Annotated in this window: 13 protein-coding genes; 12 read left to right on the forward strand and 1 reads right to left on the reverse strand. The window is 46.4% G+C overall.

Annotation, left to right across the window (positions count from 1 at the left end):
• The coding region (locus RT269_RS04985) for a hypothetical protein (RefSeq protein ID WP_313180952.1) at positions 1-1,163 on the reverse strand (1,163 nt) is incomplete at its 3' end.
• A gap of 326 nt (positions 1,164-1,489) precedes the next feature.
• Here RT269_RS04985 and RT269_RS04990 point away from each other — a divergent pair.
• From RT269_RS04990 to RT269_RS05045, 12 genes are all read left to right on the forward strand, one after another.
• A complete protein-coding gene (locus RT269_RS04990; RefSeq protein WP_313180953.1) occupies positions 1,490-3,061 on the forward strand; it encodes an extracellular solute-binding protein in 1,572 nt (523 codons plus the stop codon).
• Positions 3,062-3,077: 16 nt separating this feature from the next.
• Positions 3,078-4,037, forward strand: a complete 960-nt coding sequence (locus RT269_RS04995; RefSeq protein ID WP_313180954.1) for an ABC transporter permease — start codon at positions 3,078-3,080, stop codon at positions 4,035-4,037.
• Between the two features lie 13 nt (positions 4,038-4,050).
• A complete protein-coding gene (locus RT269_RS05000) occupies positions 4,051-4,887 on the forward strand; it encodes a carbohydrate ABC transporter permease (RefSeq protein WP_313180955.1) in 837 nt (278 codons plus the stop codon).
• A gap of 69 nt (positions 4,888-4,956) precedes the next feature.
• Positions 4,957-6,495: a glycoside hydrolase 43 family protein gene (locus RT269_RS05005; RefSeq protein WP_313181072.1), complete on the forward strand. Its 1,539-nt coding sequence runs from the start codon at positions 4,957-4,959 to the stop codon at positions 6,493-6,495.
• Entirely contained in the window at positions 6,446-8,242 is a 1,797-nt protein-coding gene (locus RT269_RS05010) for a family 43 glycosylhydrolase (protein WP_313180957.1), read from the forward strand. The genes RT269_RS05005 and RT269_RS05010 overlap by 50 nt, the downstream gene beginning before the upstream one ends.
• Positions 8,196-8,876, forward strand: a complete 681-nt coding sequence (locus RT269_RS05015) for a rhamnogalacturonan acetylesterase (protein WP_313180958.1) — start codon at positions 8,196-8,198, stop codon at positions 8,874-8,876. Before RT269_RS05010 ends, RT269_RS05015 begins: the two co-directional genes overlap by 47 nt.
• Before the next feature lie 10 nt (positions 8,877-8,886).
• Positions 8,887-10,674 (forward strand): ABC transporter ATP-binding protein, encoded by a 1,788-nt coding sequence (locus tag RT269_RS05020; RefSeq protein ID WP_313180959.1) that lies wholly within the window; start codon positions 8,887-8,889, stop codon positions 10,672-10,674.
• 156 nt (positions 10,675-10,830) lie between these two features.
• Complete coding sequence (locus RT269_RS05025) at positions 10,831-11,259, forward strand: hypothetical protein (protein WP_313180961.1); 429 nt, start codon at positions 10,831-10,833, stop codon at positions 11,257-11,259.
• Positions 11,256-12,203: an ABC transporter permease gene (locus tag RT269_RS05030; RefSeq protein ID WP_313180962.1), complete on the forward strand. Its 948-nt coding sequence runs from the start codon at positions 11,256-11,258 to the stop codon at positions 12,201-12,203. Before RT269_RS05025 ends, RT269_RS05030 begins: the two co-directional genes overlap by 4 nt.
• A 99-nt stretch (positions 12,204-12,302) precedes the next feature.
• The gene (gene cdaA, locus RT269_RS05035) at positions 12,303-13,175 is read left to right on the forward strand and encodes a diadenylate cyclase CdaA (RefSeq protein ID WP_313181073.1); all 873 of its coding nucleotides are present in this window, start codon (positions 12,303-12,305) and stop codon (positions 13,173-13,175) included.
• Positions 13,153-14,457: a CdaR family protein gene (locus RT269_RS05040; RefSeq protein WP_313180963.1), complete on the forward strand. Its 1,305-nt coding sequence runs from the start codon at positions 13,153-13,155 to the stop codon at positions 14,455-14,457. Before cdaA ends, RT269_RS05040 begins: the two co-directional genes overlap by 23 nt.
• A gap of 37 nt (positions 14,458-14,494) precedes the next feature.
• Positions 14,495-14,758, forward strand: a complete 264-nt coding sequence (locus RT269_RS05045; RefSeq protein ID WP_025232049.1) for an HPr family phosphocarrier protein — start codon at positions 14,495-14,497, stop codon at positions 14,756-14,758.
• Positions 14,759-14,780: the final 22 nt, after the last annotated feature.

The following is a 14,780-nucleotide window of genomic DNA, read 5'->3' on the forward strand; positions in this document are numbered from 1 at the left end:
CGGTCCAGGGAAAGCTCACCTATGATGTACTGCATCTCATCGTTGGTGGTGATGCTTCCCTCCATAATCCTTCTCATGTAGGATTCAACGACCACAGGCTTCTGTTTCTCCACCAAAAGGTTTAAAGAGGTAGCCATGGATTCCTTTACAGTCAGCTCATTTGCAAGCTGGGTCAGGCAGCGGCTGCCGAAGGAAGAAAAAATTCCCGCTATGATTCCGCCCAGACATAAGGACGCAATGGTAATGGCCGTAAAAAAACGCTGGTAAGGGAGGATAGAGTAATAAGCCTTATCCGCAGGCTGGACCAGATAGTAGGTCCAATTATTATAGGAAGAAGCAACCGTGGTCACCAGCATCTCCTGGCGGTGCCCCTTGGGGGTAAAGTGGGCTGTCTGGTTTCCGTAATCCAGTCCTTTTAAGGCATCAGAGTTCTCTGCCTCCCCTGCTCCGGACAGAAGGAACGCCTGGGAGCCGTTTTTGTCATAAGCAACCAGGTACCCTTCTCCATATAAGTTCATGTCTGAAAAATACGCTGTGATCAGGTCATAGTCAAATTCATAACAAAGAACAGAATCCGCACCTGCTTTAAGAACTGAGGCGGTGAGGGGCTGGATGTAGAGGAAGCTCCTGGAGGTACTCTGTAAATGTCCGAAGGGGATGAATTTGTTCCAGAATTCACTGTTTAAAAGGGCTTCGGAAAACTGTTTGGGTTCGATCTGATACGTTGTGTTATGCCGGATATAAAAATCGTAATCCGAAAACAGGGTGGAAGAAACTGCGTATTTGGAATTTTTCATATAAATAAATGAATTACTGATAGGAAGCAGCAGCTCAACCGGAGTGATGGATTTTAAACTCTGCTGGGTCTTATAGGCCAGGTGGTAAAAATCGGGTTCTTCATCCCCTGTCAGATGAGAAAGATCATTGAACAGGATATTGGAAGAGGTCTGTCTCGCTGCTGCATTCATCAGTTTCATGGTGTAATCCAGCTGAGTGACAGAGGAAGAGAGGGTGAGCCGGTTCTGTTTGTTGATACCGTTTTTAACCTGGCAGCAGGATATGTAGTACAATATTACTCCGATAATAAGAATTATTGCCAGTATCAGAATGTAGGACAACATTAACTGATTTTTAAATGAGATGCCGCTATTTTGTTTTTTCATGTTTACCATTCCTTTTTTCATATGAAGAAATTATAGTATGAATTATTATCAAAAGCAACAAATTGGAATAACAGGGTAAAATCTGCACACTGATAGTAAAAAATGTATTCAAAAACAGCCTGTATTTTAACATATCATTCATTTCCAGGTAATGATAAAGGAAAAAAACATATCAATTGCACAATGAAAAAATGAATTGTATCCGGGCATAGAAAAAAGTGTACAATGGCATGTAAAATTGAGCGTTGATAATGGAGGTGCCGGATGCTATCATGGCAATGCGAAAAAAATTCGCACCACAAATAAACTCTTATGGGAGGTATGAAATGAGAATCAAGAAAATGTTTGCAGCTGGAATGGCCGTGACAATGGCGGCCTCCGTCATCTTAAGCGGATGCGCTTCAAAGACTGCAGAAGTACCAACCACCGGTTCCGGCTCTGCTATCGGTGAGGCAACAGGGGAAAATGAGATCAAAAAACCGGAAAAGATTACTGTTTTAGTAGACGGAACGGTTACCACCAAAATTAATAACAGAGATGCCTTTGAGAAACGATGGGAGGAGCTTACCGGAATTGAACTGGAGTTTATACAGCCGGATCATGATGCCTATTATGATGTAGTTGGACAGACCTTTGCTTCGGGCCCTGATAACTGGCCGGATGCAATCATTCTGTCTTCTTCCTATTATACCGGATATGCGCAGGAGGGGGCATTGTGGGACATGACAGACACCTGGGAGAATTCAGAATTAAAGGCTTCCGGTCGTGTGACAGGTGAAGATGTAATTGAAAATATGAAGATCGACGGACACTTATATGGCCTCCCTGTTACCAGGGGAAATGGCTGCATCACCTATGTAAAGAAAGCATGGCTGGATAATTGCGGTTTGGAAGTACCAGAAACCTATGACGAGTATTATGACATGCTGAAGGCGTTTACAGAGGGTGATCCGGATGGAAACGGAGTCAATGGGGATACCTACGGTGTTTCCGCACCAGGAATCGTTGGAACAGAGGCTCCCTATGTAAATTATCTGCCTGAATTTTACCAGGATGCATATCCTTCCTTTATAAAGGGAGAGGACGGCGTATGGTACGACGGATTTACAAAGGATAACTTTAAGGAAGCCCTGACAAGGCTGAGGGAAGCTTATGCAGCCGGCTATATCGATAAGGAAACCCTGACCAACGGAAGCAAGGATTGCCGCAACAAATTTTATGAGGATAAGTTTGGTGTGTTTACTTACTGGGCAGGTACATGGGCAACAAATTTAAAGAGCAATCTGGAGAAGAACGGAAAAGACGGCGAGCTGGTCGCTTTAAAACCACTTAAGGAAACAGGTACATATATAGAAAGAATTCCTCCCGTATGGGCAATTACATCTGCCTGTGAGAATCCGGAAGGCGTGTATAAGTATCTCATCGAATCCATGCTGGATGGAGGCGATATGCAGACCCTGTGGACTTACGGTGTGGAAGACATCCACTGGTCAACAAAGGCAGAGGCTGTGCTGGACAATACATATGGGGATGGCGTATTTCATTTAAAGGAAAGCCTGGAGTTTCCAGGTACACAGTATACAAAACAGCATATGGATCCCATGCTCTCCATTACGGAATGGGAGAATAATCCCGGTGAAGATACGGTAGAGGAATCAGCCAGGGAATCCCAGATCATGTTCAATGAAAACTGCCGTCAGGCTCAGATCGTTCCTTCCACTGAAGTAATGGCAACTTACAACGGAGATTTGACCACATTAAAGAACTCCATCATTGCAGACGTTGTTGTCCAGGGGATCTCCATCGAGGAGGGTTATAAGCGCTTTGAGGCTGAAAATGGGGCAAAATGGTCCCAGATGATCGTTGATTCCTTAAATGAACAGACATCTGCAAAATAGTTCAGGAAGGTAGAGTATGAGTAAATTAAGAAGAAGGCCTGCAGCAAATGCTGCAGGCGAAAATAAACGTCCTCTGCTTGTTTCGATTTATTATTACAGAGGTTTTTACATAATGTTCCTTCCTGTTCTTATTTTTGCAGTGATCTTTCATTATCTTCCCATGTTCGGAATCCGGCTTGCTTTCTTTTCCTATAAAGGAATCAAGGATCCTGTATTCGTAGGCCTGGCAAATTTTGAAAAGATGGTTAACATGCCCGGGTTTTGGAGCGCTTTCGGCAATACCATCACCTTAAGTGTCACCAAGCTACTGTTAAATACGTTCATGGGAGTCGTACTTTCTCTTATGCTTAATGAGATCAGGTCCCTGGTTTTCAAAAAGTTTTCCCAGACAGTGGTATACCTTCCTCATTTCATGTCATGGGTGGTTACTGCCTCCGTCTTTACCTTAATTCTTTCTCCCACCGGTGCAGGACTGGTCAACTCCATACTAATGAAGCTTGGAATTGTAAACGATGGAATCTATTTTCTGGGAAACCAGAAATGGTGGCGGCCGATGTTTTACATCATCAACATCTGGAAGGACACCGGCTGGGGAACGATCATCTTCATGGCGACGCTGTCCGGGATCAGCCCGGAGCTTTACGAGGCTGCCTCCATGGACGGGGCAGGGAGGTGGAACCAGATGCGTTACATTACCCTGCCGGGCCTTTCCAATACCATCATCACGGTTCTGATTTTAAATCTGGCCAAAGTCATGAACTTATTTGAATCCGTATTCGTACTGCAAAATGATGCGGTTGTTCAGAAAGCGGATGTTCTTCAGACTTACATTTACACACAAACATTCAATTCCGGCGCTCTTCCTGACTACGGCTATACCACGGCAGTAGGCCTGACCTCTTCATTGGTTGGCTGCTTCCTTGTCCTGATCTGCAACAAGGCAAGCCACAAGGTCCGCGGAAGAGGAATTGTATAGAGGGGAGAAAGAAATGAAAAAGAAAGCAACCGCATTTGACTATGTGCTGGTGATGATATTCGTGCTCATAAGCTTAGTTATGATTATCCCCATTTACAAAGTACTGATTGACTCCCTGGACTTAAAAACAGCTTACGGTATGAAGCTGTTTCCGGAGGAGTTTGGCCTTGAGGGATACATTTCCGTATTCACAAACCCGACTCTGTACCGGCCGTTCCTGGTATCCTGTCTTACCACAGTCGCCGGAACCTTTATCGGCCTTACCATTTCCACTCTTGGAGCCTATGTCCTGATTCAGTGGAAGATGCCCGGCAGAAATTTTTTTGCTAACCTTCTGCTGTTTACGATGATATTTAACGGCGGTATGATCCCAACTTATCTGGTGATGAAGGGGCTTCACCTGACCAATACCCTGTTTGTGGTGATCCTTCTTCCGGCCATCAATGTTTACAATATGGTCCTGATGAGAAATTTCTTTGAAGGAATTCCGGTAAGTCTGTTTGAATCCGCGGAAATAGACGGCTGTTCCCCGATGAGGATATTCTTCGGGATTGTCCTTCCTCTTTCCAAGGCGGCTCTTACGGCCATTGGCCTGATGTATGCCGTAGGTTACTGGAACGATTACACCAATTATAAACTTTATATTACCAATGAAAACCTTTACAACTTCCAAATGAAGTTAAGATCTGTCATAATGGGAAGTGATCTGCCAACGGCAGTTGGGGGAGCAACGGAGAATACGGTGAAAAATGCTGCAGTCATCGTAGCAATCCTGCCCTTTATGATCATTTATCCGTTCTGCCAGAAGTATTTTATTCAGGGTGTGAATATCGGAGCTGTAAAGGAATAACGGCCTGGCAGGGAAAGGGGCAGAATGTCTGTCCCTTTTTCTCTATGTTAATAATATGACAAGGGGGTAATAACAATGTATCAAAATCCGATCTTGTATGCAGATTATTCAGATCCGGATGTCATCCGGGTGGGAGAGGATTACTATATGGTGGCCTCTTCCTTTACCTATCTTCCAGGGGTTCCCCTTCTTCATTCCAGAGATTTGGTCCACTGGGAAATCATCAACTATTGTGTCCGCACTCTTCCCTTTGATAAATACAACAAGCCTTCCCATGGTTCAGGAACCTGGGCTCCGTCCATTCGATTTCATGACGGGATATTCTACGTGTTCGTTCCGCTGCCGGATGAAGGGATCTTTGTGGCCCGGTCCGCAGATCCATATGGAGAGTTTGCCTTGAATTGCCTGCATCCAGCCAGAGGCTGGATCGATCCATGTCCTTTTTGGGATGACGATGGGAAAGCCTATATGGTATTTGCCTATGCAAACAGCCGCAGCGGCATCAAGCACCGGCTGGATCTGGTGGAGATCGACTCCCAGTGCACAAAGCTTTTGGGAGAGCCGGTTACCATTTTTGACGGAAAGCAGCTTGGGCCAACCACGGAAGGACCAAAACTTTACAAGTATCAGGGATATTATTATATCCTGATGCCTTCCGGAGGCGTGGCAGCCGGATGGCAGTCCGCTCTGCGCGCAGAAGCTGTCACAGGTCCATATGAATACCGGATCGTCATGCACCAGGGAAATACAGAGGTAAATGGCCCTCATCAGGGAGGCTGGGTAACAGCGGGCGACGGAAGACACTGGTTTGTCCATTTCCAGGATGTGACCGAGCTGGGGAGAATCACCCACCTTCAGCCCCTGTGCTTTCATGCAGGATGGCCCTTTATTGGAAGCGAGCAGAACGGGGATGGCATCGGAGAACCTGTAAAGGAGTGGGATATTCCAGCCAAAGGACAGCCGGAGTACCGGATCGTCCAGTCCGATGATTTTTGCGGGAACCGCCTGGGCCTTCAGTGGCAATGGCAGGCCAATCCGCAGGATACCTTCTATTCCATAAATGGACATTCCGGAATCCGGCTTTTCTGTCTTGCGAACCCGGCAAGAGAAAATCTCTTATGGTATGCTCCCAACGCCATGACCCAGATCCCCCAGCACCAGGCCTTTTCTGCGGTGACAAAGGTAAAGCTTAAGGGAAAGGAAACAGGAGATGTGGCGGTTATCGGCATGATCGGCCATTCATATGCTTATATGGGGCTGATGAAAACAGAGGCCGGCAACCGGCTAGTGCTCTATTCGGGAACCGTCACATATAAGGAATATGAGGGAGAAGCAAAGGAGAACCAGGAAGTTTCCAGCCCCTATGAGAAGGATACGGTTTATCTTAAGGTAGAAGTATTCCGAAACAAGACCTACCGGTTTTTCTGGTCTGCGGATGGAATACGCTACACATCCATAGGAGAGGCCAATCCACTGCGGAGAGCCACCTGGACCGGGGCAAAGCTCTGCCTCTGGAGCTCAAACAAAAACAATGTAATTTCAGAGGGGTACGGAGAATATGATTTCATACACATCGAAGACAGAAGCAATTGCGAAACAGGCCTTTAAAGCAGCAAAAAATGGGGATCAGCCGGCGGTTATCCGTCTGATCGATCACTCCTTTAATACGGAAGACTGCGATGAAAAGGGAAACAGCCTGCTTCACTATGCAGTAAAAGGGAAGAATCCGGATCTTGTAAAATATTTGGTGGAAACATGCGGTATGGATCCTGCATGGGCCAATCAGGATATGGTAACACCCTACGATCTGGCCCGGGGCATTTCTCCCATTGAGAAATACTTTCAGTCGTCCTGCGGTTTTTCCTATGAGGATTGCTACCGGAACCCGGTGTGCAGGGGGATGCATCCGGATCCCAGCATCGTTCGGGTGGGGGAAGATTACTATATGGTCAATTCCAGCTTTATCTGCTTTCCCTGTATTCCTATTTCCCATTCCAGGGATTTAGTCCATTGGAAAACCATCGGATATGGGGTGACGGACCCGAAGTGGGCGGAGGAATACTTAGGAGAGCTGGAGGGCGGAAGGGGCTTTTGGGCTCCGGATATCAGCTATCACAACGGAAGGTTCTATATCTGCGCCACCTTAAGAAGGAACGACGATGCCCCTTTTATCCAGACCCAGATGATCACCAGCTCCGGGAGTCCGGAGGGACCTTACGAAACACCGGTCATCCACAATGTACTGGGGATCGACCCCTCTCTTTTTACTGATGACGACGGGAAACGGTACATGCTTTTAAACCGGGGAGCCCGGATCATGGAGATATCAGAGGATGGAACGAGGATTCTCACAGAGCCTTCTCTTATATGGTACGGCCATTCCGGCCATGCACCGGAGGGGCCGCATATCATAAAAAAGGATGGATACTATTACTGCTTTCTTGCAGAGGGAGGAACGGGAAAGGGCCACATGATCACTGCGGCAAGGTCCAAAAGCCTGTTTGGCCCTTATGAAAACTGCCCCTATAATCCCATTTTGCAGCAAAAGGATGAGATCGGAAGCATCCAGTGCTGCGGTCACGGAAAACCAGTACAGACTCCGGATGGAAGATGGTTCATCGTGTACCTGTGTTCCCGCTTCCTGGAAGGCCGGTGGGGGATGTTAGGCAGAGAAACCTGTCTGGATGAAATGACCTGGTCAGCCGATAGCTGGCCAGTCATCAATCGGGGGAGAGGGCCATCCTACATGGCAGCTTTACCATTTCCCGCTGATTTAAGGCAGAACTTTGAGGGGAAGAGCTTTGAGGGGCAGGCGCCAGAGGTATGGCTTTCCCCCAGAACAAAAGATCCGGAAATCGTAGGGGAAAATTCGGATGGAACCATATGGATCAAGGGGGATGGGCTTGACTTAAACCAGAGGGAGTGCAAGAGCCTTTTAGTGAAGAGTCAGCCTGATTTTCGCTTTTCCGTGGAATTTGAAATGAGTTTTCCCCATGAGGGAGAAGAGGCGTTTACCTCGGACGCAGGCGTGACCCTTTATTATGATGAGAATACTTACATAAAATTCGGAGTGACAAGGGACCAGGTATTTGTATCTGAATATGTAGACGACACCTATGTAAGGACAGAAACAAAGCCGTTCCGGTTCCAGGGCCCGGTGACATTCCGGGTGGATACAAACGGACTTATAAGAAACTTTTTATTAAACAGTAAGCTTCTGTGGCAATGGACAGATGTGACCTCCATCTGTTCGGAGGGCCTGGTAAAAGGCAAGCGCTTTACAGGAGCCATGTATGGAGTGTATGTAAATGGCAGTAATCTATTATGCTGGAGACAGCACAGTGAAATTCAATAAGATATCCACCTATCCACAGACCGGGATATCCCAGGCACTGTTATTATACTTAAAGGATTCCGTGGAAATGAAAAGCTTTGCCCAGAATGGGCGGAGTACAAAATCTTTTATTGATGAGGGGCGCCTTGCTCTGATCGAAAACGAGATAAAGAAAGGAGATTATCTCTTTATCCAGTTCGGTCACAACGATGAAAAAGACGATCCGGCAAGGCATACGGATCCGGACACTACTTTTCCGGAAAATCTCATACGGTTTATTAACGCCGCAAAGGAAAAGGACGCCTGGCCAGTCCTGATCACCCCCATAGCCAGAAGGATATTTGATGAAAACGGAGTCTTCCGGCCGGGCAGCCACGGTGCGTACCCGGAGGCGGTCAAGCGGACCGGAAGAAAAGCAGGTGTTCCTGTTATCGATTTGACAGCGATTACGGAAACCTATCTGGCATCTCTGGGAGATCTGGCCTCAAAAGCCTATTTTATGTGGCCGAAGGACAATACCCATTTAAAGCCTGAGGGAGCAGTCCTTATGGCCGGTTTTCTCTGTGACGAGCTGCAAAAACTGGGATCTCCCTATGGGGATCTCCTGGAAACCAGGGAAGAGTATCCGGAAAATACGGGACTTGATGTTTCCTAAGGAGCGGGCTATGAAAAATTATGAAGAAATTGAACGCCGTTTTGTCCGGTGTTATCAAAAATACGGGAATCATTCCGTCATGGTTCTTCTGGGTTTTTATAAGGGCCAGTATCATAAGTTCTTAATCTCCACCTTCTTTTTTCTGATCAAGCATGCTCCCAGCCTTTTTTCGGCTCTGCTGATTGCCAATGTGATCAATGGGGCCCTGGAAGGAGGTGAGGCTGGAAAACAGGCCATTTTATTAAATGTGGCGGTCTGGCTTGGGCTGCTGGTCATCCATCTGCCTGCCAACTGGTTTCATAACAAATATAAAAATAAAGTCATCCGTAAGACTGAGGCTGGCTTAAGAGGGGCTTTGGTGAGGAAGCTTCAGGAGCTTTCCATTCCCTACCATACGGAAATCCAGTCGGGACGCCTTCAGTCAAAGATTATCCGGGATGTAGAAGCGGTAGAAACCCTGTCATCCCAGCTCTTTGTAAACCTGATGAACATTATAATGAATCTGGTGATCACCCTGTCCATTACAGCAGTAAAAAACAAAGTTGTCCTTTTATTTTTCCTCATGGTGGCGCCCTTGACCTCAGTAACAGTCATTGCCTTCCGGAAGAAAATACACAGGGAAAACCGGGCATTCCGTCAGGAAATGGAAGAGACCAGCGCCCGGGTCATGGAGATGGTGGAGCTGGTTCCTGTGACAAGGGCCCATGCCCTGGAACAGAAGGAAGTGGAAAAGATCAAGGAGCAGCTGGAAGAAACTGCGGATAAGGGGTACCGTCTGGATATGATACAGGCTCATTTCGGCGCGGTCAGCTGGTGTGTGTTCCAGGTGTTTCAGGCTCTCTGCCTGGGCTTTTCTGGTTTCATGGCATTAAAGGGACTCATAAAGATTGGAGATGTGACCTTTTATCAGTCCAGTTTTACAACGGTTGTAAACCAATTCACTTCCCTTATAAACCTTCTTCCGATCCTGACAAAGGGACTGGAATCCGTTACCTCCATCGGTGAGATTCTGGTTTCAGACGATGTGGAACATAACGATGGAAAGACAGAAATGAAGGAGTTAAAAGGAGACTATTCTTTTCATAACGTGCAGTTTTCCTATAAGAATTCCGAAGAACAGGTGCTTGATGGCTTCCAGCTGGAGGTAAAGGCGGGAGAAACCATTGCTCTGGTAGGAGAATCCGGTTCCGGAAAGACGACCGTCCTTAACCTGATTATTGGGTTCATCACGCCCTCGGATGGAAGGCTTTTGATCGATGGCATGGATGTGAATGACATCAACTTACGAAGCTACCGGAGATTTATTTCTGTGGTACCCCAGTCTCCGGTCCTCTTTACAGGAACGGTCAGGGAAAATATTGTTTACGGCCTGGAATGCGTTTCGGAAGAGGAGATCGGACATGCAGTGGAAGCAGCCAACTTAAAGTCAGTCATCGCAAAGCTTCCCAAGGGCCTTGACACCATGATCGGTGAGCACGGTTCCAATTTAAGCGGCGGGCAGAGACAAAGGATCTCCATTGCCCGGGCGATCATACGGGACCCGAGAGTTATCATACTGGATGAAGCCACTTCAGCCCTGGATACCATATCGGAGAAGGAGATTCAGGATGCCCTGGATCATCTGATTCAGGATAGAACCACCTTTATTGTGGCTCACAGGCTTTCCACGGTCAGAGGGGCAGACCGTATCGTGGTGTTAGATAAGGGAAGGATAAGAGAAGAAGGAAGTTATCAGGAGCTGATGGCCCAAAAGGGAGAATTCTATGAGATGGAACGGCTTCAGATGGCTTTAAGATGAGGATTCTAAAAAAGAAACCGGTGCCGGGACTTACGTCCTGAGCGCCGGTTTGTCTTAAGAACCTAATAAATTAATAAAAATTCCGTAAACGGCTCGCAAAGTAAAAGGTTCTATGATATAATAGGGTGATATCTTATGGTTTAGTGAGGGAACTATATGCTTAGTGAAGAGAAAATAAAGATCATGACCAGCCTTGCAATGTTTGAAAAACACGAAGGAAAAAGGATATTTCCCATCAACCGGTACTTTAAAAGTGATTACATCAGCAGTAAGCTGTTCCGCTCTTTTTTCAGCTACACCCTGAGCTTTGTTTTATGTCTGGTTTTATGGGAATTATATGGTATGGAACAGTTGCTGAATACCATGGAACTGAAGGGCTTAACGGCAGCCGGTATGCGAATTGGACTGATTTATCTCGTTGGACTGATCATTTACCTTGGAATCAGTGCGGTTGTATATATGAAGCGATACGAATATGCCAGCCGTGGTACAAAGGTATATTTGGCAAAATTAAAAAGGCTGGACAAGCGGTACGAGGGAAATACCAGACCTTTAAAAAGAATTAAGGGAGGACGGACATCATGATGAGCCTTCTTGTATTTAAAGAACGATTGAAAGAGTTTTATGCCAGGTTTGAGATCTATATAACGCCTGTGATCAAGTTTCTATTCAGTCTCCTGGCGTTTTCTCTGATGAATAAGAATATTGGCTTTATGACAAAGCTGACGGAGCCATACATTCCATTGGTACTGGCTCTGGTATGCTCTTTTTTGCCCTATGGAGCCATCTCCTTTCTGGCGGCATGCTTTATGCTTGCCCATCTGTCGGGAATTTCCCTTGAGATCACTCTGGTCATGGCAGTTTTTATTGTGGTGGCAGGACTTCTTTATTACGGATTCCAGCCGGGTGACAGTTATTTACTGGTGCTGACCCCGGTATTTTTCCTGTTAAAGATCCCTTATGCGATCCCATTGATCGTAGGGCTGACAGGGAGCGCCATATCTGTGATACCGGTAAGCTGCGGTGTATTTATTTATTATACGCTTTTATATGTGAAACAGAATGCAGGAGTGCTGACCAACGATATGTCGGTGGATGAAATCGTTAAATTCATGCAGCTCATGAAGGTCCTGCTGTCTAATAAGCTGATGCTTGTGATGGTAACGGCGTTTGCTCTTTCTCTTTTAGTGGTGGCGGTTACCCGGAGCTTATCCATGGATTATTCCTGGATCATCGCCATTGTGGCAGGCACCATTGCGCAGCTTGGCGTGATTTTTGTCGGAGATATCGTTGCAGATGTATCGGTATCGGTTATCGGGCTCCTGGTGGGAATCCTGTTTTCCATCGTAATTGCAGGAATTTATACATTTTTTGTCTTTGCAGTGGATTATTCCAGGACAGAATACGTACAATTTGAAGATGATGATTATTATTATTACGTCAAGGCAGTTCCAAAGCTGACAGTCAGCGCACCTGACGTGAAAGTTCAGAAAATCAATGCCAGAAAACTCCAAAGGCCGCAGAGGTAGGAAGCGTCCTGCGGGCATACCTTTACACCCGGTAAAGCGGGGCGGCCCTGCCCAAAAAGCACGGGCAGTAATAAGGAAAAGGAAAGGGAGGTGGAGACAATAGCAGATTTTTTAGACGGAATGTACTCCTGGGTATCGTTTCTGCCCAGAATATCGAAAACAAACTTAGTTGAAATTATTATCATAGCCGTTCTGCTGTATGAGCTGCTGACCTGGATCATGAATACAAGAGCATGGACATTATTAAAGGGAATTATTGTGATCCTTCTTTTCTATCTCTTTGCATATGTATTCCGGTTGGATAATATTTTTTGGATTCTCAATAAAATTGCTACGCCGGCTGTTACCATGGCGATTGTGATCTTCCAGCCGGAGCTTCGGAAGGCTCTGGAGCAGTTAGGAAGCAAGAATCCCTTTACGGGAATTCTCACCTTTGATGACGGCAGGGATAATTCCGGTTTTACGGATAAAACCATCAACGAGGTGGTAAAGGCCACTTTTGAGATGGCAAAGGTCAAGACCGGAGCACTCATGGTAATCGAACGAGTGGATTCTTTAAAGGAGATCGAACGAACTGGAATAGAAGTGGGTGGAGTTGTAAGCAGCCAGCTTATTATCAACATCTTTGAGCATAATACACCGCTTCACGACGGAGCGGTGGTAATCCGGGGAAACCGTGTTGCAGCGGCTACCTGTTACCTGCCTCTGTCCGATAATATGAGCATCAGCAAGGAACTGGGTACAAGACACAGGGCCGCAGTAGGCGTCAGTGAAGTAAGCGACAGCATTACCATTGTGGTATCGGAAGAAACCGGGCGTGTGACGGTGGCTATGGAAGGCGGTCTTAGGAAGATTACAGATGCTGATATGCTCCGGTCAGTCCTTGCAGGTGTAAAACAGTCGCAGGAGGAAGGAAGCAGATTCAGGATTTTGAAGGGAAGGCGTAAGAATGAAGGAAAAGCTGTTAAATAATCTTGGACTGAAGCTCTCGTCTCTGGTGCTTGCCTTTGCAGTATGGATGGCTGTTGTCAATATTTCCAATCCTATCATTGACGATTCTCAGATGGTTACGGTGGAGGTGCGCAATGAGGATGTGCTGGAGGCTGCAAATTTAACCTATGAAATTGTGGGAAAGGATGCGGTAACAGTCAGTTATCAGGTGAGAACAAGAGACCGTTCCCTGCTGAGGGCTTCGGACTTTCATGCCTATGTTGATTTAAAGGACTATAACGTGACTGGGGCCATTCCAATCACGGTGGAGATTAATAAAGATAAAGAAAACCTTGTAAAGAGCGATACCATTACGGCTAAGCCCATGGTGATGCGGATCAGAACGGAAGAGCTTCAGCGCAAGAAGTTTGATCTTCAGGTTCAGACCAAAGGAATCCAGGAGGACGGGTATGAACTGGGAATGATCACCCTGTCACCGGATTATGTGACAGTGGAAGGTCCTGAATCCCAGATCGGCCAGATCAACCATATGGGAATCGAAATCGATGTGGATAATGCCAATGCGGATATAAAGGGAGTGGCTAATCCGGTCTTTTTCGATGCCAACGGCAACAAGATGCCGGAACTGGAAAATAAGGTAACTGTCAACAGGCATGAGATCGAATATACGGTATCCGTGCTAAAGGCAAAGAATCTTACGATCAATTTCGAGGTTTCAGGAGATGTGGCAAAAGGATACCGGTATACGGGATTGGAATCCAACTTTAAAACCGTGCCCGTGGTAGGTACGAATTCCCTTCTTGCCTCCTTGACCAGCATATCTGTTTCTTCGGATAAGCTGAATATTGACGGCGCCACCACTGATAAGGTGGTACAGCTGGATTTAAGCCAGTATCTGCCGCCAAACACCTCTATTGCAGGGGATGAATATAAGAATGTAACCGTGAAGCTGAAGGTAGAGCCATTGACTACCAGGGTATTCACTTTAAAACTGAAGAATCTGGATAAGAAGGGTGCAGAAGCTGATTACGATTACAGTTTTGATAAAGAAACTTCTGATGTTACGGTAAAAGGGCTCAAAGCAGATTTGGATGCCTTGACCGAAACGAACTTAAATGCAGTTCTTGACGTAACGGACCAGGAGGCTGGCCCTCATCCCGGAATGGTGACATTTGAGGTTTCAGGAGGATTTGAAGTGGTTGGTTATACACCTTTCAATGTGACGGTAGCCCATAAAAATCCTGTCTCCGGAACGGATGAAAGTACCACAGCCACTTCTACGGAAGTGCCTGAGTCACAATGAGAACGTTTGATGAAGGAATGGAGGGAGGGAATTCAGTATGGTTAGTGCTAAAGTTGTTATAAAGAATCCTACCGGCCTGCACCTAAGGCCGGCGGGGATTCTTTGTAAGGAAGCCATGAACTTTAATTCTTCGGTGAGTTTTCGATTTAAGAACACCACCGCCAATGCGAAAAGCGTGCTTAGCGTATTGGGTGCCTGCGTAAAAAGCGGGGATGAGATTACTTTTGTCTGTGAGGGAGCAGATGAGGAGGAAGCTCTGGCAACCATGGTCAAGGCCGTTGAAGAGGGTCTTGGCGAATAGATGAATGATCCAGTAATTAATA

Origin of the sequence: Lacrimispora sp. (assembly GCF_032078915.1) — a bacterium.
Taxonomy (GTDB): domain Bacteria; phylum Bacillota; class Clostridia; order Lachnospirales; family Lachnospiraceae; genus Lacrimispora.